The sequence below is a fragment of the Thiocystis violacea genome (assembly GCF_016583575.1).
In the GTDB taxonomy this organism is placed as follows: Bacteria; Pseudomonadota; Gammaproteobacteria; order Chromatiales; family Chromatiaceae; genus Thiocystis; species Thiocystis violacea.
In genome coordinates this window covers 1-22656 of record NZ_NRRG01000063.1, presented here as the reverse complement: position 1 = coordinate 22656, position 22656 = coordinate 1, and the positions used below count along the sequence as shown (strand labels likewise).

The window sequence follows — 22656 nt, the reverse complement described above, 5'->3', positions numbered from 1 at the left end:
TATCCTTTTGTCTGTCGCCCGCAGCTTCTCGCCCAACCGCCCTTCCGTGGACCGATTCGTCCCCGCCCGGGCGCTATTCGCGTCGCTGAAATGAATTCCGGCATCGCTATTTGCCAAGAGGACGTTGCCGCGTCATTCAGATCACGGATTCAGGTCTTTCTTTTTTATAAAAACAAGCTGTCATGATAAAGGAATTGGACACGAAGCATGGAAATCAATTGAAGAAAAACATCCTAAAACAAGATCTTGGGAAACCATTACGCCATATTTTGAAAAAAGAAATATTCATTTTTATGTTAATAAATGTGGTTTTAAAATAGTGGAATACTATAATAAATATCATCCTGATCCAAATCAAAAACAAAGTGACGATTCAGATGAAGATATGTTTAAATTTGAAAAACGAATGAAGTGATATGTTCAGCATGGCAATATAAAAACAACAGAGAAATCACACCTAACAAAGCAAATTAACTCGGATGCAAATTCCGCTGCGCTCCATTTGCACCGGTTATTTGTGGCGTTAGGTCTTCAGCGGCTCTAGCTGTCTTAGACCAGAACTTCACCTTATTGGAGAGAATCGTAGACCGCGACTATTATCTGTCCTCGCACGCAGAGGAAGAGATGATGGATGACGGATTCGAGCGCGCTGATGTCGAGAACGCCATTCTGAAAGGGTTTCTCGAAAAGAGAATGACGCACGACACACGGGAACTCGGTATCGTATTGAAGGCCCATCTATTTCGGGTCGCAGTTCCCGCTTCCGAGAGGAAGCGAGCCTGATCATCATCAGCGTATACGCAATCTAGGTGCAATCATGCCGTGTGAATTCTGCGGGGGGGGAAACCCGACCCAAGAAAGTCAGATGCAAGCGATGATATGCGTGCCGAATACGACTTCTCGCAGGCCGTACAAGGCAAGCATCATCGATGCCTACCAAGAAGGTACGAATATCGTGCTCTTGGAACCTGATGTTGCGCGTGCGTTTCGTGACTCTGCTTCTGTAAACAGGGCACTGCGGTTGCTCATGGAGCTGGCACGCGACCAAGCGCCAAAGAACGCCCAACAATAGGCTCGGCGCCGACCCACCGAGGACAAATCCCAGCCGACTCCGAGCCGTCACGGCCTCCCTATCCCCTGGGGGATCGCCCGCCTCGCCAACATCGCCGGCGTGCCGAAAAGGCTCTCACCGCTCGGTCATCCTTACGAATCCCAAATCAAGTTTCCATCTCTGGAAGGGGATCTGCTCATCAGCACCTTCGGCGCGGCGCCGGTCGAGCCCCCCGGCGCGGCGGCTGGGGTTCTCGGATCAGACGATCGCGGAGACCCGCTGGCGGGTGTTCGGACTCCCGGCGGGCGCTTCCGACGGGGGGGAGTGCCCCAATCGAGAGGATCGGCGCGTGGAGGATGGGCATCGCCGCGCTCGCCCCATCCTTTTATCTTGAGCCTCGGAGCGTACAGGATGGGCATCGCTCTCGCTCTGCCCATCCTACGGATTGGAGCACTACCCCCGACGGGGTTTTTGGACCGGGCCTGCTCGTCGAAGTGACGTTCCACCGGCCCGCCTAAGGAAGCGTGGTCCAGGCCGCGCGCGGCTCTGGAGCCGTGGACGGGATCAACCTCGGCCTGGAAGCATGCGTGTCAGCGTGTTGTCACGCGCGATGTAGTGGTGGAACAAGGCGGCGGCCGCGTGCAGGCCAATGAGGTAATAACCGACCGTGCCGACGACTTCGTGCAGTTCCTTGATCGAACCGGCCAGTTCCTTGTTTTCCCCGATCAGCGCGGGGAGCTGGAGTCCGAAGAATGGGATCGGCTTGCCCGCCGCGCTGAGGATCAGCCATCCCGCCAACGGCATGGCGATCATCAGCAGATAGAGCGCCAGGTGCACCAGCTTGGCGGGTAAGGCCTGCCACTTGGGCAGGGCCGGCTCGATCGGCGGGGTGGGACTCAGCAGACTGACGACCAGGCGCACCACGACCAGCGCAAGCACGGATAGCCCCAGCATGAAATGCCAGGCCTTGAGCGCCTCGCGCGGATCGCTGCCCTTTGGAAAGAATTCGCGCAGCTCGATGCAGGCATAGACGGCCACGAGCAGCAGCAGCGTCAACCAGTGGAGTCCAATCGAGAGCACACCGTAACGAGGTGTCGCGCCATTTCTCAAACTCATACTCTTAAATCTCAAAAAGGTAGCGGCTGAAAAGAAGCTGGAGCCTACTCCATGGCCGTTGATGCGCGCCACCTCCCAAGGGTGACGGCCCTTGTGTTTCGCCTGGGTGGACTGGGCAAGCCATCCCGGCTCTACCCAGTCACTCGACGCGACCCGCGTCAGTCGTCATCGTCCCTGTTGTCCCTGTCGTCATCATCGTCCCGGTCATCATCATCGTCATCATCGCCATCCGGCATCCCATGACACTCCAGGCAGCCGACCCACTCACCCTGGGCGTAACGCTTGAGCTTCGAGCCATCGGGTTGACGCCGATCCGAGGGCCAGACCCGCGCCTCGAAGGTCGCGGAGGCAGCGGTCCCCTTGAGGTCGGCACCGTGGCAGCTCCGGCAGTTATCCGGGCGGCGCTTCCAGTCCTGCTTGTGACCCTCCTTGACATAGTCGGTGCTGATGGGATGGGCCGTGAAGGGATTGACGACCACTGGCTCCTTGACCGTGACCGTCAGCATCGCGGGCGAGCAGGCCAGGCCCCGGCTGTCGGTGACCCGGAAGGCCACCCGATAACCGCCGGCCCTGGAAAAGGTCACCGCGCCCGGATCCTCGACGCCGGAACCGGCGGCACCTCCGCCGAAATCCCAGACATAGGCCAGTGGATGATGCCCGTCGCGATCCGTCCCGGTCCCGGCGAAGGTCACGGTTTGCCCGGCGTCGATGGTCTGGTCGCCGGTCGGGCTGTCGATGACACAGGTCGGCGCCTGATTCAGGATCGGGAACAGGCGCTCAAGACAATCCTGGCCGTTGCACTCCCGGTCGGTGTCGTCGAGGTAGTCGTCGCAGTCGTTGTCGAGACGGTCGTCGCAGATCTCAGGCGCGCCGGGGTTGACCGCCGCATCCCTATCGTCGCAATCCTCCGGCCCGCAGATCCCGCCATCGGGGCTGTAACCATCGCCGTCGCTGTCGAGACAGGCCGCCGAGCAACTGGCATCCACGCCGTCACAGTTGTTGTCGATGCCGTCGCCGCAGACCTCGACGGCATTGGGATTCACGGCGGGGTTGGCGTCATTGCAATCGCGTGGTGCGCAGAATCCGTCGCCGTCCGCATCCGTGCAGCTTGCCCCCACGGTGATGACGCGGGTCGCTGGTGTCGGGTCGGCGAGCGTGCCGTCGGAGACCGTCAGGGTGACGGTGTAAGTTCCCGCGCTGGGGTAGGACACCACATGGGGACCGGTGCCGGTTGCGGTGGAGACGCCGAAGTTCCAGCCATAGCTCAGGGCATTGCCGTCCGGGTCGGTTCCCGAGCCTTGGAAGATCACGGTGCTGCCGACCGTGATCTGCTGGTCGGCGGTCGGGGCGGTGATGGTACCGTTGGGGGCGCGATTGGCGGGGGTTCCGGTACAGAAATTGGTGTACTGGCCAGTCTGCCACCAGGTCCAGGTATTGCCCTTGGCGCCGGAGCCACTTGCGGTGTTGTGGCAGAGCAGGCAGCCCTGGGCCTGGAACGGGGTGGATCCGTCGCTGGGTCGACAGAAATTGTCGACATTCTCGCCGTAGCCCGACTTGGCCGACACCGTCCCGGCGCCTAAACACAGTGAGAGCAGACCCAGCAGGGCCATCAAAGACACGCGCTTGATTGAATGGATCATATCGATTCTCGCACTTTGAGCCTTTCGATCAGGCGACCGTGATCCGCATCAGGGATTCGCCATCCGGGTCCACCAGATGCACCGCGCAGGCCAGGCAGGGGTCGAAGCTGTGGATGGTCCGCAGGATCTCGATCGGCTGCGCGGGGTCCAGCAGGGTATGGCCGCGCAGCGCGGCCTCGTAAGGCCCCTCCTGACCCAGGGCGTCGCGCGGTCCCGCGTTCCAGGTGCTGGGGACCACGGCCTGATAATTGGCGATGCGCCCATCCTGGATGACGATCCAGTGGGCCAGGGCGCCACGCGGCGCCTCGGTGTAACCGACGCCCTGGGCGCTGGTCGGCCAGGAACCGGGATAGAAGAGCGCGTCGTTATGGGTGGAGCGATCGCCGCTTTTCAGGTTGCCCATCAACTGGCCATACCAGACCAGCATCTGGTCGGCGATCAGCTTGGTCTCCAGGGTGCGTGCCGCGACTCGTCCCAGCGTCGAATAGAGCGCGGTGATGGGGAGCTTCAGCTCGGCGAGCGCACCGTCGACCAGCGTCTGGGTCGCCGCATGTCCGGTGGCATAGAGCATCAGCACCCGCGCCAGCGGGCCGACCTCCATCGGAAGTCCCTTCCAGCGCGGCGACTTGAGCCAGGAATAGGCTTGGTCCATCTCCAGGTTGGCGTAGGGCGGCTGTGGTCCGGTGTAGTTGGGCCGCGTCTCGCCTGCGTAGGGATGCAGCGAGACCGGGCCGGCGGCGTACTGGTACCAGGAGTGGCTGACGCCTTCCTGGACCTCGTTCGGGTCGTCCAGGTCCACCGGATGGATGGTCGAGAGATCCCGGCCGAGAATCACACCTCGGGGGACGAAGAGTCGGCTGGTGTCGTCGGTGCCGGCGAAGGGGTCGGGGAATTCGCCATAGGTCATAAAGTTGCCGACGCCCTCGCCGCGCCGCGACCAGTCCTTGTAGTAACGGGCGATGGCCAGGGTGTCCGGCACATAGACCTGATCGACGAAGGCTTGCATCTCCTTGATGACCGCCTCGACCAGCGCCTGACCCGAGGCGTCGAGCGCGGTCTTTCCCGGCTGGCCGTCCAGGGCGACCGGGGCGCCGCCGACGATGAAGTTGGGATGGGGATTCTTGCCGCCGAAGAGGGCATGCAGACGCGAGGCCTTGCGCTGCCAGTCCAGCGCTTCCAGGTAATGGGCGAAGGCCAGGAGGTTGAGTTCCGGCGGCAGCTTGTACTCGGGATGCCCCCAGTAGCCGTTGGCGAAGATGCCGAGCTGACCGCTTCCGACGAAGCCGCTCAGGCGCTGCTTCACGTCGGCGAAATAGGCGGTCGAGTTGTTGGGCCAGGGGCTCAGGCACTGCTGAAGGTTCGCCGTGGCCGCCGGGTCCGCGGACAGCGCGGAGACCACGTCGACCCAGTCCAGGGCGTGCAGGTGATAGAAGTGCATGACGTGATCGTGGACGAACTGCGCCCCGATCATCAGGTTGCGGATCAACTCCGCATTGGGCGGGATGGGATAGGCCAGGGCGTTTTCCACCGCCCGCACCGAGGCGATCCCGTGGACCAGGGTGCAGACGCCGCAGATGCGCTGGGCGATCGCCCAGGCATCGCGCGGGTCACGGCCAATCATGATGTTCTCGATCCCGCGCAGCATGGTGCCGGAACTCATCGCCCGGGTGATGACGCCGTTCTCCGTTTCAGCCTCGATGCGCAGATGGCCCTCGATGCGGGTGACCGGGTCGATGACGACAGTACTCATAGGGTTTCTCCAATCGATGACGCCGCTCGGGGCTTGTGAACAAACCCTCGTAGGATGGGCAGAGCGAGAGCGATGCCAATCTTTCAACCAATTGTAAATTCAGGATTTTTCCGGATGACATCGGCGCGGTTCGATGGGTTTCGCTTTGCTCTACCCATCCTACGGGTCGAGCCCGGGCCGGGTTGAACAGGTTCAGGTCTGGGGCGGGAAATCCGGGTAGAAGGCGCTCCCGATGAAACCGCTAGCGTCCGCCGCCAGGGCGCGATCCCAGAAGTCGGCCTCGGAGCAGCCGAGACAGCCGTGACCTGAGTGCATGGGAAAGCTGGTGCCCAGATTCCAGCGCTGGGTCGGACAGACGTTGTAGGTTAGCGGCCCCTTGCAGCCCAGTTGGAGGAGACAGTAGCCGTTGCGTGCCCCGGCATCGTCGAAGGCCAGGGCGAAGCGGCCAGCCTTATAGCTGGGGAGCCGCGTACAGCGTTCATGCACGGTCTTGCCGTAATAGGCGATGGGGCGTCTGGAGGCGTCCAGCGGCGGTGAGGCTCCGTTGACGAGGAAGTAGGCGATGGTTCCGGAGATCACCTCCGGGACGGGCGGGCACCCCGAGACGTTGACGATGGGCCGTGTCTCGATGTCGCCCGTCTCCATCAGCTCGGCCACGCCGCGCGCGCCACTCTGGTTGAGGTTCGGCGCGGCGATCGCCGCCGCCGCCGGCACGCCGCCAAAGGCGGCGCAGGTTCCGACGGCGATGACCAGGGCGGCCCCCCGCACGGCCTCGGCGAGCATTGCCAGATTGGTCGTGCCGGCAATGGTCGACCAGACGCCGCCATCGGCGGTGGGTACCGAACCGTCGACCACCAGGACGTATCGTCCGTAGTTCGCCTCCATGGCGTTGCGCCGCGCCTGCTCGGCGGCCTCCCCGGAGGCGGCCTGGAGGGTGTGGTGATAGTCGAGCGAGAGATGATCCAGGATCAGCGCCTCGATCGTCGGCGCGCCGGAGCGGGTCAGGGATTCGGTGCAGCCGGTGCATTCCTGGAAGGAGAGCCAGATGATGCTTGGGCGCGGGGCCGCCGCCAGGCCGGCGGCCATCCCGATCTCGGCCTCGGCGGACAGACCAAAGGTCGCGGCGGTCGCCGTGCAATAGGTCAGGAAAGAGCGTCGCGAGACGCCTCGGCGCATGAGGAAATCGATGAAGGTTTCGTCGTGGGGCATGAGAGTGACTCCTCACGGATTTGTCTGGTCGTGGGGTTCTTGCGATCCCACGAATGGTCCCGAAGGCCGTTCGCTGCCTGGTCGCGGTTAGGCAGGCAAGCTAACAGCTCTCGCCTTAAGAGAACCTTAAGATCCTGTGGTATTTGACCTGGTACATGGCGGCGACCTTTTCTATTGGCGCGCTCGATCACTCCTAATTCCCAGTACCGTCTTAAGGTTCTTTTAAGGCGCGGCGGGTTAATGTCAGGGGACGATGCTGGCGAATCCGGCCTCGTGAGCGTCCGCCGGGCCGGACAGTCCAGCGCCCGCGACCAAGAGCAGGGACGTGTCACGCTTCTTCACGAGCGAGAGGACCAGACCTAATGAAGGCTTCCGAACAGATCAGCACCCAAGGCCCGGCGCCGATGGGTGATCCAAAAAAGATTCCGCGACGGTTGACGACCGCGCTCGCCCTAGCCGTGATCGGCGTCCTGTCCGTGGGCCTGACCCTGGCTGACGATGACAGGAATAACGACAATCGCGATGGTGACTCCTCCCCGTCCCAACTCAGCATCGATCGCGCCTCCTGGGACAGCCGGGAAAGACGTCTGAACGTCTCCGGGCGGGGCACGCCGCGCGCCAGGGTGACCCTGGTCAACGCCTACGCCCCTTCCCAGACACTCGGCAATGACGAGACCGAGGGAAGCGATGGAACCTGGTCGATCCGCAAGGAAAGACCCAGCCCCGTGCCCTGCCGGGTGCGCGCCATCCAAAGCGACGGACAGACGGTCGAACGCGCGCTCGACAAGGCCCCGTCCGATTGCTCGCCCAAGTCCACGGGCGGCGGCGACCCTCCGCCTCCCGGTGGTAACCAGGCCCCGACGGCCAAGGTCAACGGCCCCTACATCGGCCTTCCAGGCACGGCGGTGAGTTTCAGCAGCGCCGGCTCGATCGACCCGGATGGGAGCATCGCCAGCTACGCCTGGACCTTCGGCGACGGAGCGACCAGCACCCAGGCCAATCCCAGCCACGCCTATACGGCGGTCGGCAGCTACAGCGTCGCCCTGACCGTGACCGACAACGCGGGCGCCGTCTCCTCGCCCTCGACCACCACCGCAACCATCTCGGACTCGCCGCAGGTGGGCTGCACCTCGCCCATCGCGGAGCACTGCAATATCACGGCCTACACCGGCCCCGAGGTCTGTGTCGCCTGCCACCAGGATCAGGCGCGCGACATGCACGGCTCGGTGCATTACCAGCAGGGTGGAGCCTACGACTTCGTCACCAACATCCCGACCGACTTCGCGGCGGCTGGCGAGCGGCCCGCCAAGGCGGCGGGCGATCTGGTCGCAACCGGCGTCAACACCTACTGCGGCACCCATGAGAATTCGCCGCGCTTCACCTGTGCCGGCTGCCATGTGGGGAACGGGCGCTTCCCGATGGCCCAGTCGCTGTTCGAGCAGCTCGATCCAGCCTCGGCCGAGGCACATGCCCAGTTGGCGAACATCGACTGTCTGACCTGCCATCAGGAGGTCTACAAACGCTTCCCGGACTGGACCGCCTCGGGGCAGGGCTTCAGCGATTTCAGCCTGCTGAATCTGGCCGAGGACGCCAGCGGCAAGCTCGTCCGTGCCGACGGCGTTGCGACCATACGGACCGGTTTCGAGGGCATCCCGAATGTGAGCGCGGCCGGCGATTTCCTGTTCAAGCCAGCGGCCTTCGACAACCTGCCCGCGTCGGTTCCCATGACGCCCATGCCGATCACCACCCTGGCGGCGGCGCAGAACGTCCATGCCACCACCCGGCAATCCTGTCTCAGCTGTCACGCCGGGGCGGCCGGGGCCGATGGCGCCAAGCGCGGCGATCTGTCGAAGGAAAACATCAACCCGACCGTCACGCACGACATGCACATGAGCCCGGACGGCGCCAACCTGACCTGTTCGGATTGTCACAGCGCGATTGGAGCCAATGGCGAAAGCCACCGGATGCGCGGACGCGGGCTCGACCTGCGGGCCAATGACGTGGCCGAGCGCTTCACCTGCGAGACCGGCGGCTGTCATGACAACCGCCCGCATGGCGACTTCAGCAACACCCAGGGCTCCAGCAAGGACAAGCACGCCATGAAGGTCGCCTGCCAGACCTGCCATATCCCGAGCTACGCCAAGGCGGCGGTCGGCACCGAGGTCGCCCGCGACTGGCAGGATCCACACCCGTCAGACTCGGCCTGCAACGGGCGCGGCGGCTGGCTGCCCCGCGAGGATAAGGGCGGACTGGGAACCGCGTCGTTGATGCCCAGCTACACCTGGTTCGACGGCACCTCCGAGGTGGTCTATCTGGAAGAGTCGCTCACCGGCGTTCCCACGGTGCCTCTGGACGCGACGGTCGCGGCCAACTTCAAGCTCGGCGCAGGCGCTCCGACCTATGCCCTGGGAATGCCCAATGGGAACGTGACGAGCGCGACTGCCAAGCTCTATCCCATGAAGAAGCACTGGGGCAAGCTGGCGCGCAACGACACCAACAACAGCCTGGTCGGACATTCCACCTTCGAGTTCTTCCGCACCGGCAGCTTCTGCCGCGCGGTAGCGGTGGGTCTCGGTGACGATCCCGATGCCGCCTGCACCGGCACCCCAGGCTCGACCGAGATGCCCGCCGGCACCACCACCGTCCCGGTCTTCACCTACCAGACCATCAACCACGGGGTCGAGCCCGATTCCAACGCCCTGGGCGGCGACGCGACCGGTTGCGGCTCCTGTCACCAGGCGCTCGGCGGCGGTCCCTCCCGATTGGACATGGGGAGCCTGGGATACGGGCTGCGCACCCTCCCAAGCGCGGTGGTCGGCACGCGGGTGACGACGCTCAACGGCAATCTGAACAGCATCTGCACCCAATGCCACGAGAACGAGTCGGAAGACCGCGATTTCGCGGGCGTCCATGACCGGCACGTACAGAGGGAGGGCAAGGAGTGCTCCGCCTGCCATAACTTCGCGCGACCTGAACGGGGGTTGAGCCTGAGTCGCGGCGAGGGTTGAAACAGGGCCGCCCTGAGTGGAACCCGAGGCCGCCCGACCAGGGCGGCCTCTTTACGAAGGGCCAGAACGATGCGATCGGATGGCCTGGTCCACCGCGGCACAAGAGGCTTCGACTGATTCTCTTCACACGCATCCCCGGTCCTCGCCTCCGAAGTACAGACGAGCGGCTTTCCAATACCCTCCCTGACGAATCTTCTAGCCGGACCGATGTCGCCCTGTGATGGTGGGCCTGGCGGCTGACCTCGAATGCTGGCTCGATTGCATCGAGACAAGGCATGGCTATGATGCAAGATATGAGTCAAGCCACGCTGATCCTGAACACGCGCATCGACTATCCAAATGGCGTCATCGTCGTGCAGCGGATTCATCGGCTCACCGTTGCCAGCGAACAGGCGCCGCATGGCTACGTTTACCAGTTGCATTGCGGCACCCGCGCCGGTCAAACCCTGATTCGCTTCGACAACGAAACCGGCAAAGGCGATCACATCCATGATGGCGACAGGCAACGGCCTTATACCTTCAGCACCTTGGCGTAACTCTTACACGACTTTGCCGATGCCATTCAGCCCCACCTCGGACAGTAAATCATGCCAAAAGCGATTATCACGAACCTGAGTCAGGCCGACATGATGGCGCGGGCGCTCGACATCGCCTGCCGCGCCGATGCCGGTGAACCCTTACCGGAAGCGGACTACATTCTCAATTATGTCGATCCGCTCGATGCGTACCGCGCCATCACCCCCAAGCGATTCGTCCTGTTACAGACGCTCCAGCGGCTCGGCCCCGTGAGCATCTACGTGTTGGCGCAGGAATTTGGGCGCAATTACAGCCATGTTCATACGGATATCACGGCCTTGCTGGCGCTCGATCTGGTGTCCCGCACCCCGGAGGGGGTATCCGTGCCTTGGGAGGCGATCGAATGGCGCTTGTCGACGGTGGCGCAGGCCGCCTGAACCCCGGCCGCCCGGTCCATGTCCTGGGGGTGCCCAATGTCGATGTGACGGGCGCGACCGCCAAGTTCTCTATTCCGTGCCCGGTCCGCTGCGTCAAAAGACACATCGACTGATTCTCTTCACGCGAATCCTCGCCTGTCGTCTCCGAAACGTCTGCCTCGCGAATACAGTCGCGCGGCTTTCGAATACCCTCCTCCCGTCACGAATCTCGTAGCCGGGCTGAATAGGAGGCGTATCGGATGTCGCAGTGTCGGGTTGTTATTGGGTTGATGAGCGCGCTTGGATCGATCGCCGTTGCCGCGGACGGGCCGGAGACACTCATACCGGAAGTGGTCGTCACCGGAAAACGCCCCGCCGCTCAGGCCGCCGGGACGATCTCTTCGCCGATCGCTGATGCGCGGTTCGGGATCCCGGCCGATGGCGGCGACCTCCTGCGTCGTCTGCCGGGGGTCGATGGCTCGCGCATGGGCGGTCATGGCCTCGACCCCATCGTCCGCGGTCAGAGCCAGAACCAACTCAACATCCTGATCGATGGCGCCCATGCCTTCGGCGGTTGCCCAAACCGCATGGATCCCCCGACCACGCTCCTCGATCTGGAGGCTTACGACAGCCTGACGCTGATCAAAAGCGCCCAGACCGTTCGCCATGGGGGTGGCGGCAGTGGTGGAACCATCCTGTTCGAGCGCCACACCCCGCGCTTCACCGAGGGCGAGGCGCCACGGGCACGCTTCAACGGCGGTTTGACGAGCAACTCGCAGACCCAATCCGTCGGTGCCGACATCGCCATCGGTAATCCGCTCGCCTTCGCGCGAGTCACCGGCCAGTCGCGCGGCGCCAACAACTACCGGGACGGCCATGGCGATGAGGTCCGTAGCGCCTACAACAGCGAGGCGGCTGGTTTCGCCATTGGCTATACCCCCAGCGATAGCACACGCATCGAAGTCAAATACGATACGACGCATGATTGGGACGTCCTCTTCGCCGGCGCGGCGATGGATTCGCCCTACAGCAACAGCAATCAATGGCGCGTGAAATTCGATCAGGACGTGGCCATGGGTTCCCTACAGGCCCTGCGAGCCGAGTTGTATAGCGTCAATGTCGACCACTTGATGGACAATTACTCGCTGCGCGCCTTGACGGGTCTGTTCAAGATGCGAGCACCGACCGAGTCGAACACCGCTGGCGGACGCTTCGTCGCCGATCTGGCCACCGGCGATACGGACTGGACCCTGGGCGTCGATTATCTTTCGGTCGCCCGCGACGCGACTCGCTACTGGAATTACAAGTCGGCCTCCGTCGACGTTCCACAGTCGTATCTATGGCCGGATGTCGTGCAGGACGATCTGGGATTCTTCGTGGAGGGAGAGCGGCCGCTCGGCGCGTCCGCGCGGCTGACCGCTGGACTTCGCTACGATCAGGTCGAGGCCAGTCTCTCCAAGTCGCGGGCGAACAGCGCGCCGGTCGGCCCCACCTGGCTGATGTCGCCCAATCAACTCTACAGCGCCTACTATGGTCGCTCCGCCGAGGACCAAACCGAGAACAACCTGGGCGGCTTTCTGCGCTACGGACTCGAGTTCGGCCAGGGGCTGGCGCTCACGGCGGGCGCGAGCCGGAGCCTGCGCACCGCCGACGCCACCGAGCGCTATCTGGCGGCGAACGGCAACCCGGCCTCCGCGCGCTGGGTCGGCAACCCCGGCCTGCGGCCGGAACAGCATCACCAGATCGATCTGAGTCTGCACAAAACGACAGCAACCTGGAGCACCGGGCTGGAGATCTTCCATGACCGCGTCGACGACTACATCCTGCGCGACCGCGCCCATGGGCAATCCGGCATCCTGCTGACCGACAACGCCACCATCTACCGCAATGTCGAAGCCGATCTCACCGGCGGGGAATGGACCGTCGAGATTCAATTCGATCCACGCTGGCAAGCCGGCGCCTCGCTGGCTTATGTCCAGGCGCGCAATCGAAGCGATGAACGCGCCATCGCCCAGATTCCGCCATTGAGCGGGCAATTGAAGCTCGAACACCGTCGGGATTCCTGGTCGGCTGGCGCGCGGGCGACCTGGGCCGACACCCAGGATCGCGTCGATGACGACCCGCTGACCGGCAGTGGTCTGGATGTCGGCAAGACGGCTGGCTGGTGGGTGCTCGACCTCTACGGCGAGGCCAGCATCGGTAAGCACGGACGTCTTCGGCTGGGGATCGACAACCTCTTTGATCGAGCCTATGCCTATCATGTGAATCGCGCCAACCTGGATCCATTCAATCCAGAGGCGGTCCAGGTGAACGAGCCGGGTCGGATGTTGTGGGTGCGCGCCTCGCTTGATTTCTGAATGAATCGCGGACGCGCTCCCGCCATAGCGAACGATCGGATCCTGGGGTCTTGAGCGGAATAGGGAAAGGCCGACAGGCCGCCTTCGCAACCAGGATCCATATTCGGTAAGGACGCGCGGACTGATAAACTGCCGGCTCTGTTAAAACAACAATGAGCGAAGGGGATGAGACGAGATCCGACAATCAACGCGACCCGATCCGAGGCGCAAGCCGCCGCCTCGACCTTGCGCAACACAGCCAAACGACTCTTGATCCTCTCCTTGACGGCTTCGCTTGGGGCCTGCGCCGCGCCGGGGGATCTGTTTCAGCAAACGAGCAACAGTCTATCCATCCACTCGACCCCCACGGGCGCGCAGGTCTGGATCATGGGCAAACCATCCGGCCTGACGCCGACGCGCGTGCCGGTCAGCCAGGTCTTTCCGCAGGTTTACAAGCCGGAGGATCAGGCGCTGTATGGGCAGGTCCGACTGGTCAAGGAGGGGTGCGATCCCATGACGGTTCCGGTCACGACCTCGGGTGTCGCGGCTGGAATCGAAGCCAAGCTCGTCTGTGGGGACTCACCGGCATCCGTCCCGGCGACATCGGCGAAGACCCCCTATGCCACATCCACCACGACCGCGTCCCCGCGCCCCTCGGCCTCCGCCAGGGCGCGGCTCATTGAGTTGAAGGAATTGCGCCGGGATGGATTGATCAGCGAGAAGGAATACCGGCGGCTGCGCGAGCGGGTTCTCGATACCTTGTAGGCCGTCGCCCTCGTCCCCCGCCGGTCTCTCCGGCGGGGGACAGACAACACGCGATCAGCGACCGCTGGGGTGGGAGAGGAGCCGGATATAGGTCACCAACTCAGCGATATCCTGGTCGTCGAGGATACCTTTCCAGGCTGGCATCATCCCTTTACCGCTCTTGATCATGGCCCCCATTTGCTGGTTGGTGAGCCGATCCATCCGCTCGGTGTTGGTGTGGTCAGCAGGTTTGATCTCCAGCAGGCTGGTCATGAAACCGTCGCCCTTGCCGGTCTTGCCATGACAGGCGATACAGTAGAGCTGATAGTACTGCTGGCCCTCGACGGGGTTGGCCTCCAGCGGATGGCTGGACCCCGAGAGATAACGGATATAGGCGATAGCGGCCGCGAGTTGCGTATCCGGATAGATATCCCGCCACTTTGGCATGTCGCGCAGATGCCCGCGGCCTCCCTTGATCGTGTCCAATAAGGCTTGATCCGACAAACCATCGAGCTTTTGACGGCGCTCGCGGAAATCGGCCGCTTCGATCCCCAGCTTCTTGGCCAGCGATCCATCGCCCCGACCCTGTGGTCCGTGACAGAGAATGCAGCTCGAGTTGTAAACCTTCCAGCCCTCGAAGGTCTTGAGGTACTCGGCGTCGGCCGCCCGGCCCATCAGGAGAAGGACGAACCCAAGCGCCAGGGAGGCCTGTTTGATCGATCGATTCATGGATAGCTCCCGGTCAGAAACCAACGAAAAGTTGCAGCATGGTCAGACTGTCCTGCTCGCTCTCGCGCGCATCCACGCCCGATCCGGTCTCGATGACGTGATACAGCTCGAAGCGAACATTTTGGGCTAGGAGAAAATTCGCACCGAGCGTAAAGGCATTGAAGGTGTTGTCGGTTTTTTGTCCGTTGTCCAGGGTGCGAAAGGCAAGATATACATTGACCCGGTTGGGAAGGACACCAAGTTGCCCCATCAGCGCGAAGGCACTGGCATTACCTTGGTTATACCCCCATAGACTATCCTGATGTCCATCGGCCTGACCGTAGCTGGCATAGAGGCTCAAAGGCAGGTCGCGCACGGTGCCGAGGGCCTGGGCATCGATGACCAAGGCATCGGTCTTGAATATTTCTCCGCCCTCGGGACTCGCGGGTTTCGCCGAGCCGTTCCAAAGCTGAAAACCGAGCGCGGTATCCCAGGATCCGAAACTCGGCGTATAGGCAGCGCGCAGATAATTGGCGAGTCCGCTCAGTTCAACGTCGAAATTCTCGCCATTAAATCCAGGCGTCCAGGCCGTGTAGTTGACGAAATATTTCGGACTCGATGCCACGAAGGCCATGCCGGTCGCGCCACCCGCCCCCGTGTTGAGCGCCTGTGCCGCGCTGAAGCCGGAGCGATATTCGATTGGGCGGATATTGCGCACGGCCCCGGTGTTGAGCAGCTCGAACCCGTAACCGGAACCGAGCGTATCCGTCGAAAACGGAATAATGCTCAGCTTGGTCGAGCCGATGTCGGCGACGTTGAAATGGATCTTCGAACCCAACAGCGAGGCGCCGCTGCCGCTGACCGGAATCTCACCATTTTCCACTTCAGTGCTGGTATCCGCCACGCCATTCACGGCGATTCCCGCTAGACCAATCTCGAACAGAAAGCCAACATTTTTAGCCACCCGACCGCCGATCAGCAGCGCCGCCTCATTGGGCCACTGAATCTGGCCGCGATCCGTCCCTTCATCGGTATTACCATTGGTCTTTACATACTGGAACTTACCGATCAACGAGGCATTCAAGACGGACGGCAGCGAGAGATGGTCGCCCTCGATCTGCGTCTGCGTTCCCACCATGGTGTAACCACCAGCCTTGAATGAACGGCCAAATGAGTTGAGCGAAGGAAAGTTCTGATTATGACAGGCGGCGCAGGCCAACCCGACCTGCCGCGCGAAGGCGGGGACCGCCCTGGCGTCTGGCGCGGTGAATAAAGCGGCGCCAACCAGACCACCCATACAGAGCAGCACCAGCAGTGGCGCGATTAGCATTCGATGCCTCATTTAATTCCATCCTCGTCATTGATTTCTTATAGCCGTACGAACGGCATGAACGCGCCTCTGGAGCAGAAACATATCGCTATATAATTAAGCGGTTATGTATTGGCTCGGCGCCACGAATTCAGATTTCCTTGAACAGGTCTCCACTAACAATCCGACAAATGACTTGGATCAAGGCTTACGGATCCGGCCGCCGGACATTCCCAAGCGCCAAGATAAATATTAAGCATATGTTTTATATTAATTTTCTCGAATTTACGCGCACCCTTTTCCGCTTATCGGAATCGGCGAGTCGAGCGTTGCGTTGAAGGTATGCTATGGCCTCGCCAGGAAAAGCGACCGCCGGCCGACCGCCGGGTCTTGACCCCGAGGCCCGGCGCGACAAGCCGGGCCTCCTCGCGGACTCCGAGGACGGAGGCCATGGAGTGATCTCGATTGGGTAATGAATCCGCGCCGACGCCCTCACCAAAACCGTCGCGATTCTTTTCCAACGGTCATCATCCACCTTGAATACCAAGCACTCGCGGAGCCTTCCATTCAATGAGAAACCAGACAGCGACCGTCATTCCATTGACCTTCACCCTGCTCTCCGCGATTAGCGTGTTCGGCGTGATCGATCTGGTCGTCGATTTGCGACAGGGCGTATCGCGCTTTCATCTCATCAGCGAGATCGCGATCCTGATGCTGAGTCTCGGCTCGATCTACTGGCTTGGATCGGTCTGGTCGCGCGCCTGGACCGTCGCGGTATCCGCCACGGACCTTGTCGACCGACATCGGCTCGGTCTGGCCGAGAACATCGAGTCACAACTCCGGGCCTGGGGGCCCACCAAGGCCGAATCCTGCGTCGCCATACTCTTGCTCAAGGGAATGAGTCATCAGGAGATCGCGAACCGCTGCAACCGCAGTGAACGCACGATCCGGCAGCACGCCGTGGCGGTGTACCTCAAATCAGGGCTGGCTGGCCGCGCTGAATTGGCGGCCTTTTTCATCGAGGATCTGCTTCCACCGGGGGATTCGCACGACGCCCAGACTCAGCGACTGGCCAGTGACGCCAGGAGCCAGTCGACGCCATCGCTCGGGCGAAAGGCCGCCTAGATCCGCACACCCGCCGACGGTCCAACCCTCGGGCAGACCGCCTAAGCTGACCATTCGCTGACAGGGACGCACAGCGTTCAGTCAGCCTCCCCTCGTTACTCTGCACCCCAGGCCGCGGCTCAATCGCGACCGATTGACTGGCGGACATCCGTCGACAGGGGAGCAAAGCGATGACATCGAACACCAGCGTCCCGATGGGGACCACCACGATCGACACCTGCCCGCCGGATACGGCCGGGCGCCTCCGCGTCTGGGATCCGCTGGTGCGGGTCTTTCACTGGTCGCTGGCCGCCGGCTTCGCGACTGCCTTCATCGTCGAGGATGACCTGCTCGAGGTGCATGTCTTGGCGGGCTATCTGGTGCTGACGCTGATCGCCATCCGCCTGGTCTGGGGTGTCATCGGCACCCGGCATGCCCGGTTCACCGACTTCGTGCGCGGTCCCGGCGCGGTGCTGGCCTACATCAAGGACGCCCTGACCTTCCGCGCACCGCGTTATCTGGGTCACAACCCGGCGGGCGGGGCCATGGTCGTGGCGCTGCTGCTGGCCGTCGGCGCGACCGGCTTGAGCGGTCTGGCGCTCTATGGCGCGGAAGAGTTCGCCGGTCCCCTAGCGGGTCCGATGAGCGGCCTGCCCGAGTCTTGGGGAGAAGCCCTGGAGGAGGTCCACGAATTTCTGGCCAATGCCACCCTGGGGCTGATCGTCCTGCATCTGGTCGGGGTGGCCTTTTCCAGCCTGTCGCATAACGAAAATCTGATCGCTTCCATGATCAGCGGATTCAAACGGAGAGAAGACTAATGAAAACAAGCCTTGTGATCGCACTGGTCGCCACTGGCGCACTCGCTCTGCCCACCACGCTGCTCGCCGCCGATGCGGCGGCAGGCAAAGCGGGCTGGTCCAAGGAGTACCCGCAGTCGGACGGCTCCCCGGCGCGCAGTTGTGTGACCTGCCATGGCACCGATCTGACACAGCCGGGCCGTCAGGCCAATACCGGCAAGGCCATCGAGCCGCTGGCGCCCTCGGTCAATCCCAAGCGGTTGACCGATCAGGCCAAGATCGAGAAATGGCTGCTGCGCAACTGCAAATGGACCCTCGGGCGCGAATGCACGGCGACCGAAAAGGCCGATTTCGTCGCCTATATCAAGACGCAATAAGCGGGAGACGGGATCCATGACCAATCGCAAAGGCATCCTCATCCTGCTGGGCCTGGTCGCGGTCGGCGCGGTTGGCATGGCCATCAGCGATGACGGCGATCGGAACGGAACGCGCGGCGGCTGGCTGATATCCCGCGCCGATGTCACCCCGGTCGCCAATGCCGCCTACGGCGAGGAATGCGGTTCCTGTCACCTGGCCTATCAGCCGGGTCTGCTGCCAGCGCTTGCCTGGACACAGGTCATGGATCCCGCCGCGCTGGGCGATCATTACGGCGACGACGCCTCGCTGACGGAGACGCTGCGAACCGAGATCGCCAGCTATCTGGCCGCCCATTCAGCCGATCAGGCCAGCGGGACACGTTCCCGCGCCTTTGCCGTTGGCTTTGACCCCAAGGCTGGGACAGGGCTGCCGCGCATCACCGAGACGCGCTATTTCAAACGCAAGCATCACGGGGTGCCGGCATCGCTGGTGACCGGCAATCCGGATGTCGGCAGTTTCAGTCAATGCCACGCCTGCCATCGCGGCGCCGCCAAAGGCCTCTACAACGACAGTCGGATCGATATCCCCAGCCACGGCCCTTGGAAGGATTGAGTCTGGCGGGTCTGATGAACCGCCTGTCCAACATCAAAACGCACGCAACGGGAAACCATGCCAATGAACCATCACAAACAGATCCTCTCCATCCTCGCCGTTGGCCTCTTCACCCTGGGGGCCGCTGGCATGGCCTTCGGCGAAGACGATGATGACGACGATGACAGGCGCGACAAGCGGTCGCAGTCCCGTGCCGATTTCGCCCTGGTGACCAATGCGGCCTATGGCGAGGAATGCGGTTCCTGCCACATGGCCTATCAGCCGGGTCTGCTGCCGGCCCGTGCCTGGACGGCGATCATGTCGCCCGATGGACTCAGCAATCACTACGGCGACGACGCCTCACTGACGGACGAACTCCGCAACGAGATCAGCGCCTATCTGACCGCCAATGGTGCCGACCGGTCGGGCGGGAAACGGGCGAGCAAATTTGCCGAGTCGCGCGCCGGAGCCGACGGCGGTCTGCCGCGCATCAGCGAGAACCCCTACTTCGTGAAAGAGCACGACGAGATCCCCGCGCGTCTGATCAAGGACAATCCGGACGTCGGGAGTCTGAGCAAGTGCAACGCCTGTCATCGCGGCGCGGCGGAAGGCGACTACAGCGAGCGCCAGATCAACATCCCAGGGCACGGCCCCTGGGAGGATTGAGCCGCATCGGACGACGGCCAGCTTCCGAGGCTGGCCGCCAATCGCCGATGACCGGCCCCAAGGCTGATTCGGCCGCGTGAAACCGCATTCAAATGGGACGAGCCTCATGAGCACGACCGCCTTTGCCATTCTGATCAGTGGCTTGATCCTGCTCCAGGTGGCCGGTTTCGCGGCCTTCGGGTTCTATCGTCAACAGGTCCGCTATCGTGCGCTGGAACGCCTGGAACCGGACCTTGGCGCACCGCCGGTCTTGACCGGTGCGACGCCGCCAGCCGCGCCCGACATGGCCAGGATACCGGCCTGGTCCGGTGATCGGGAATTCGTGGTCCAACGCCGGGTGATTGAAGACGGCAATGCCAGCGTCTGCTCTTTCTATCTGGCCCCCGCCGACGGCGGACCGCTGCCGAGCTACCGGCCGGGCCAATACCTGACCTTCAAACTGGAGGTTCCGGATCCAGCGACCAACACGACGAAAACCGTCGTGCGCTGCTACTCGCTATCCGACCGACCGCGCGTCAACCAATACCGGGTGTCGATCAAACGGGTTCCGGCGCCAGCCAACGGACCGGACGCGCCGCCGGGGGTCGCCTCGAACTACTTCCACGACCACATCCAGGAAGGCGCGCGTCTGTCGGTAAGAGCGCCGTCGGGACATTTTTATCTGAACGAGGACAGCAAGCTGCCGATCGTGCTGATCGCCGGCGGCATCGGCATCACGCCCTTGCTGAGCATCCTCAATACCCTGGCTCACCGGGGCGATCCGCGCGAGGTCTGGCTTTTCCATGGGGTGCGCAACCGGGGCGAGCAGATCATGAAGGAACACCTGGCAAGCCTGCGCGACACCCATCCGGGGTTCCAGCTCCACGTCTGTTACGGCGAACCCTCGGAAGAAGACGTCCAGGGTGTCGACTACCAGCATCGGGGCTGGCTCGATATTCGACTGCTCCAGAAGACGTTGCGCTTCGGACGCTATGAGTTCTATGTCTGCGGTCCGCCGATGATGATGGAGGCGCTGGTTCCGGCGCTGGAGGCGTCGGGTGTCACGCCCGAGAACATCCATTACGAGTCCTTCGGCCCCGCTTCGCTGACCAAGCGCCGGGCGCCTGTCTCAACGACGGTGAGCGCCCCGGTCGCGGTGCGCTTCAGCCAGTCGGGCAAGACCATCCAGTGGGACTCGACCAGCGAATCCTTACTTGAGCTGGCCGAGGATCAAGGCATCCGGGTCGATTCGGGCTGCCGTGCCGGCAGTTGCGGCAGTTGTCAAACGCGCATCGAATCCGGCGAGGTCACTTACCAGCAGACACCGGACGCGGACGTGGAGCCGGGTCATTGCCTACTCTGCATCGCGACCCCGACCACCGATCTGACCCTGGCCCTCTAGAGACGGCACACCGAGACCATCATGAAACGTTCAATCGTTCGTAAAGAAGTGTTGCCCTTCCTGATCCTGTTCGGGTCGCTGCTGATCGCGACCGTGATTGCCGACGCCCTGCTGCATGCCATGGATCTCGTGTGGATCGGTCGCTATCTGGGCATCCCCGGCACGATCCTGATTCTGCTGTCTTTTTTCTATTCGATGCGCAAGCGCAAGCTGATCCAATTCGGCAAGCCGAAAACGCTGCTGCGTCTGCATGAGGTGCTGACCTGGCTCGGGGCGCTGATGATCCTGGTCCACGCCGGAATCCATGTTTATACCATCCTGCCCTGGCTCGCCCTGGTGGCGATGCTGGTGACATTGGCCAGCGGGATGACGGGTCAGTATCTGCTGGATCGGTCGCGACACGACTTGAGCGCGAAACGTGACATCTACGCCGAGCAGGGTCTGACCAAGACCTCGGTCGATCAGGAGATCTTCTGGGATGCGGTCACGGTGGATCTGATGAAGCAATGGCGGGCCGTGCATTTCCCGATCACCCTCGCCTTCGGGGTGCTCGGACTGACGCACATCCTCAGTATCTTCCTGTTCTGGCAATGGAAATGAACAAAAAAACGATCTTCTATGTGGTCGCGGCCAATCTCGCGCTGCTGGTGCTGCTGGTCTTCCTGTATCCGCAATGGATGGTCGCGCCCGGCCCACCGATCGAGGCCCATGCGTCGCTCGAAACCGATTGTTTCGCCTGTCATACCCCCTTCATCGGCAGCCGTCCGGCGAAGTGCGTCCAATGTCACCAAATCGCGGAAATCGGCTTGGTCACCACCAAGGGCCTGCCGATCGCCAACGAGCGGAAACTCACGCCCTTTCATCAGGATTTGATCGAACAGGACTGTGTCGCCTGCCACAGTGACCACAAGGGTGTACAGTCCTTCCGCCCCATCGGCCAGTTCTCGCATGAGCTGTTGCAGGTCAAGACGCGCGACCAGTGCAACGGGTGCCACAACAACCCTGGTGACAGCCTGCACCGTGAGATGGTCGCCAATTGCAGTCAGTGTCATTCGCTGCAAGGCTGGACGCCGGCTACCCTCGACCATGATCGCTTTTTCCGCTTCGATCAGGATCACCAGACCGCCTGCGCCACCTGCCACATGGATCAGGATTACAGTCGTTACACCTGTTATGGCTGTCACGAACATTCGCGCTCCAACATCCGCGAGGAGCATGTGGAAGAAGGCATCCAGGACTACGAGAACTGCGTTGAATGTCATCGCAGCGGCGACGCCGAGGAAGGCGAACATGGCGGAGAATCCGGCAAGCAGGATGGGCGGGATGGAGGGGACGGTCTTCTGTCGAGTCGCGGTCGCAAGGATCTCTGGGAAGGGAGTCGCGGCGGACACGAAGGCCGGGCGTCCGACGAGGATGAAAACGATGACAAGGACGAGGACGAAGATGACGACGATTGAGGATCGCCGATCCAGAATTCAAGATTCATCCATTCTAGGGCGGGTATCCTCGACGATACTGTGGATATAGCCGTCGAGCCGGTCCTGATCGCTCGCCCAAGGCGCCGGATGCGCCCGAGGATAACCCCAACGCCACGGACACCCAATCACTGGAGAATTTCATGAAAGCGACAACCCTGACACTCATGATCGCGGCGATCCTCGCAACGGTTGGCGCTTCGCCAGCCTTCGCCCAGGCGACGAACGCGCCGGCCCGCGGTCCCATGACCTTCGCTGACTTCGATCCGGACGGCGACGGTCGCGTCAGCGAGCAAGAATTCAACAACGCGCGCGCCCAACGCCTGGCCGCTCAAGCCGCCACCGGCGCGCCCATGCGCGGTGCCGCCAGCGCCCCGTCCTTCGCCGACTTCGATCTGAATGGCGATGGCCAGATGACCGCCGATGAATTCGCCAACGTACATGATTCGCGCATGCGCGGCCGTCCCGGTATGGGGATGGGG

Annotated in this window: 22 protein-coding genes; 16 read left to right on the top strand and 6 right to left on the bottom strand. The window is 62.5% G+C overall.

All coding sequences use genetic code 11. The features are described 5' to 3' along the window. The first annotated feature begins 124 nt into the window (after positions 1 to 124). Together CKO27_RS20780 and CKO27_RS25360 are read left to right on the top strand one after the other, a co-directional pair. The gene (locus CKO27_RS20780) at positions 125 to 415 is read left to right on the top strand and encodes a hypothetical protein (RefSeq protein WP_200376838.1); all 291 of its coding nucleotides are present in this window, start codon (positions 125 to 127) and stop codon (positions 413 to 415) included. Between the two features lie 155 nt (positions 416 to 570). After that, positions 571 to 783 (top strand): DUF4258 domain-containing protein, encoded by a 213-nt coding sequence (locus CKO27_RS25360; protein WP_420825852.1) that lies wholly within the window; start codon positions 571 to 573, stop codon positions 781 to 783. Between the two features lie 832 nt (positions 784 to 1615). On the opposite strand, the gene CKO27_RS20775 is transcribed toward CKO27_RS25360, so the two are convergent. From CKO27_RS20775 to CKO27_RS20760, 4 genes are all read right to left on the bottom strand, one after another. Continuing rightward, positions 1616 to 2167: a cytochrome b gene (locus CKO27_RS20775; RefSeq protein ID WP_200376837.1), complete on the bottom strand. Its 552-nt coding sequence runs from the start codon at positions 2165 to 2167 to the stop codon at positions 1616 to 1618. Between the two features lie 158 nt (positions 2168 to 2325). Continuing rightward, a complete protein-coding gene (locus CKO27_RS20770; protein ID WP_200376836.1) occupies positions 2326 to 3807 on the bottom strand; it encodes a PKD domain-containing protein in 1482 nt (493 codons plus the stop codon). 28 nt (positions 3808 to 3835) lie between these two features. After that, positions 3836 to 5557 carry a nickel-dependent hydrogenase large subunit gene (locus CKO27_RS20765; RefSeq protein ID WP_200376835.1) on the bottom strand — a complete coding sequence of 574 codons (1722 nt, stop codon included), beginning with the start codon at positions 5555 to 5557 and terminating at the stop codon, positions 3836 to 3838. A 192-nt stretch (positions 5558 to 5749) separates the two neighbouring features. Beyond that, positions 5750 to 6766: a hydrogenase small subunit gene (locus CKO27_RS20760; RefSeq protein ID WP_200376834.1), complete on the bottom strand. Its 1017-nt coding sequence runs from the start codon at positions 6764 to 6766 to the stop codon at positions 5750 to 5752. Positions 6767 to 7128: 362 nt separating this feature from the next. On the opposite strand from CKO27_RS20760, the gene CKO27_RS25050 reads away from it, so the two are divergent. The 5 genes from CKO27_RS25050 to CKO27_RS20735 all read left to right on the top strand — a co-directional run bounded on the left by CKO27_RS25050 (position 7129) and on the right by CKO27_RS20735 (position 13807). Then, positions 7129 to 9774, top strand: a complete 2646-nt coding sequence (locus CKO27_RS25050) for a PKD domain-containing protein (RefSeq protein WP_200376833.1) — start codon at positions 7129 to 7131, stop codon at positions 9772 to 9774. Between the two features lie 275 nt (positions 9775 to 10049). Continuing rightward, positions 10050 to 10310 carry a toxin-antitoxin system TumE family protein gene (locus CKO27_RS20750; RefSeq protein WP_200376832.1) on the top strand — a complete coding sequence of 87 codons (261 nt, stop codon included), beginning with the start codon at positions 10050 to 10052 and terminating at the stop codon, positions 10308 to 10310. 51 nt (positions 10311 to 10361) lie between these two features. Next, the gene (locus CKO27_RS20745) at positions 10362 to 10727 is read left to right on the top strand and encodes an HVO_A0114 family putative DNA-binding protein (protein WP_200376831.1); all 366 of its coding nucleotides are present in this window, start codon (positions 10362 to 10364) and stop codon (positions 10725 to 10727) included. 239 nt (positions 10728 to 10966) lie between these two features. Continuing rightward, complete coding sequence (locus CKO27_RS20740) at positions 10967 to 13063, top strand: TonB-dependent copper receptor (RefSeq protein WP_200376830.1); 2097 nt, start codon at positions 10967 to 10969, stop codon at positions 13061 to 13063. A gap of 165 nt (positions 13064 to 13228) precedes the next feature. Next, the gene (locus CKO27_RS20735) at positions 13229 to 13807 is read left to right on the top strand and encodes an SHOCT domain-containing protein (protein ID WP_200376829.1); all 579 of its coding nucleotides are present in this window, start codon (positions 13229 to 13231) and stop codon (positions 13805 to 13807) included. A gap of 54 nt (positions 13808 to 13861) precedes the next feature. Here the strand turns inward: CKO27_RS20735 and CKO27_RS20730 are convergent, their stop codons facing one another. Both CKO27_RS20730 and CKO27_RS20725 read right to left on the bottom strand, forming a co-directional pair. Further along, positions 13862 to 14515, bottom strand: a complete 654-nt coding sequence (locus CKO27_RS20730) for a c-type cytochrome (protein WP_200376828.1) — start codon at positions 14513 to 14515, stop codon at positions 13862 to 13864. Between the two features lie 13 nt (positions 14516 to 14528). Further along, positions 14529 to 15824 carry a hypothetical protein gene (locus tag CKO27_RS20725; protein ID WP_200376827.1) on the bottom strand — a complete coding sequence of 432 codons (1296 nt, stop codon included), beginning with the start codon at positions 15822 to 15824 and terminating at the stop codon, positions 14529 to 14531. Between the two features lie 549 nt (positions 15825 to 16373). On the opposite strand from CKO27_RS20725, the gene CKO27_RS20720 reads away from it, so the two are divergent. The 9 genes from CKO27_RS20720 to CKO27_RS20680 form a co-directional block, all read left to right on the top strand. Further along, complete coding sequence (locus CKO27_RS20720; protein WP_200376826.1) at positions 16374 to 16928, top strand: helix-turn-helix transcriptional regulator; 555 nt, start codon at positions 16374 to 16376, stop codon at positions 16926 to 16928. 170 nt (positions 16929 to 17098) lie between these two features. After that, entirely contained in the window at positions 17099 to 17725 is a 627-nt protein-coding gene (locus CKO27_RS20715) for a cytochrome b/b6 domain-containing protein (RefSeq protein ID WP_200376825.1), read from the top strand. Next, positions 17725 to 18081 carry a DUF1924 domain-containing protein gene (locus CKO27_RS20710; RefSeq protein WP_200376824.1) on the top strand — a complete coding sequence of 119 codons (357 nt, stop codon included), beginning with the start codon at positions 17725 to 17727 and terminating at the stop codon, positions 18079 to 18081. Before CKO27_RS20715 ends, CKO27_RS20710 begins: the two co-directional genes overlap by 1 nt. Before the next feature lie 16 nt (positions 18082 to 18097). After that, positions 18098 to 18673 carry a diheme cytochrome c gene (locus CKO27_RS20705; protein WP_200376823.1) on the top strand — a complete coding sequence of 192 codons (576 nt, stop codon included), beginning with the start codon at positions 18098 to 18100 and terminating at the stop codon, positions 18671 to 18673. Between the two features lie 63 nt (positions 18674 to 18736). Next, the gene (locus CKO27_RS20700; RefSeq protein ID WP_200376822.1) at positions 18737 to 19318 is read left to right on the top strand and encodes a diheme cytochrome c; all 582 of its coding nucleotides are present in this window, start codon (positions 18737 to 18739) and stop codon (positions 19316 to 19318) included. 106 nt (positions 19319 to 19424) lie between these two features. Continuing rightward, the gene (locus tag CKO27_RS20695; RefSeq protein ID WP_200376821.1) at positions 19425 to 20699 is read left to right on the top strand and encodes a 2Fe-2S iron-sulfur cluster-binding protein; all 1275 of its coding nucleotides are present in this window, start codon (positions 19425 to 19427) and stop codon (positions 20697 to 20699) included. 21 nt (positions 20700 to 20720) lie between these two features. After that, a complete protein-coding gene (locus CKO27_RS20690; RefSeq protein ID WP_200376820.1) occupies positions 20721 to 21299 on the top strand; it encodes a hypothetical protein in 579 nt (192 codons plus the stop codon). Next, a complete protein-coding gene (locus CKO27_RS20685) occupies positions 21296 to 22156 on the top strand; it encodes a cytochrome c3 family protein (RefSeq protein ID WP_200376819.1) in 861 nt (286 codons plus the stop codon). Before CKO27_RS20690 ends, CKO27_RS20685 begins: the two co-directional genes overlap by 4 nt. A gap of 161 nt (positions 22157 to 22317) precedes the next feature. Further along, positions 22318 to 22656, top strand: a 339-nt coding sequence (locus CKO27_RS20680; RefSeq protein WP_200376818.1) for an EF-hand domain-containing protein, incomplete at its 3' end; no start/stop codon positions are given.